This window comes from Alcanivorax sp. HI0044, from assembly GCF_001634945.1.
In genome coordinates, this window is the sequence record NZ_LWEZ01001594.1 from 1 (window position 1) to 1,067 (window position 1,067).

At 58.0% G+C, this 1,067-nt stretch carries 2 protein-coding genes; both read right to left on the minus strand.

Going from position 1 to position 1,067, the window contains the following annotated elements; translation table 11 throughout:
* The coding region (locus A3730_RS24155; protein ID WP_197477607.1) for an alpha/beta fold hydrolase at positions 1 to 594 on the minus strand (594 nt) is incomplete at its 3' end.
* A gap of 63 nt (positions 595 to 657) precedes the next feature.
* Positions 658 to 942 (minus strand): pyrimidine/purine nucleoside phosphorylase, encoded by a 285-nt coding sequence (locus A3730_RS24160; protein ID WP_063521591.1) that lies wholly within the window; start codon positions 940 to 942, stop codon positions 658 to 660.
* Between the last annotated feature and the right edge of the window lie 125 nt (positions 943 to 1,067).

Here is a 1,067-nt window from a genome sequence, read left to right on the forward strand (position 1 = left end):
GGCGCTAAACGCGGAATGCAGGCCCTGGTGGCCCGCTATCTGGCCGAGAATATCCGTCAGCCGCATCAGCACGGCGTTGCGCAGGCCCGGAGCCAGCCTGGCGATATCGCCCTGATCCGGGGCTGCGTCCAATAGCGCCAGCAACTCCCGTAGTTGCGCATAGAAGTGTCCCTGGCGTTCACCAAACAACCCGTGGGGCCAGTCCGCCTTGTTATCCGTGCACGGAGACTGATCAATATGCAGGTAGCGCTTTACCGGGGAAAAATCCCCATGAGCATGCCAGTGCAGGCTGGTGGTCGCCCCCAGCGAGTAGCCCACCAACAGGAAATCCCGCAGGCCGAAATGGTGAACCAGGTCTTCCATGTCCTGCATGTGATTGTGGAACACGTCCGCCTGGTTGAAACGGGCCGCAGCGGAACCGCCAGCACCGCGCAAATCGGGAATCACAAACTGGAAACGACGCAGAAAGGGAAACACAAAGGGAAGCCAGTCACGCCCCTGCATGCCCAGGCCATGCAGCATCAGCACTGGCTGACCACGGCCCAGCAAACGCACGCGTAGCGTGGCGCCATCCCTGGCAGGAAATAATGGCATCAGGCTCCCCCTGGTGTTGGCACCTGTTTTTCGCAGGTGCTCTTATTCTTTTGGCCGGGCAGATTATTCGCCGTACAGGCAAAGATAGGCCGTATCGATGGCCACTTTTACCTGAAATTTCTGGTTAGCCTCAATCTCGAAAGTCTCACCGGCAGCAAACGTCTGCCAATCGGCACTGCCCGGCAACTTCACCGTCAGGGCACCACTGGTTACCGTCATGGTTTCGTGCTCACTGGTGCCGAATTCATAATCTCCCGGCGCCATCACGCCGACGGTGGCTGGCTTGGATTCGGTTTGAAAGGCAATGGATGCCACCTTGGCATCGAAGTATTCGTTGACCTTGAACATACAAGGGACTCCGCTGATTCAATGGAGGCGCGAGTATGCCAAAAGCCGGGACAAATCGCCGCTTATTTCCACATGCTGGTAATGGCAACGCCCTGCCGAACCGTTTTGGTCACCGGCGTTTTGGC

Excerpts from the sequence above, each read along its gene's own strand:
- A3730_RS24160 (WP_063521591.1), bottom strand. The coding sequence starts at position 942 with ATGTTCAAGGTCAACGAATACTTCGATGCCAAGGTGGCATCCATTGCC.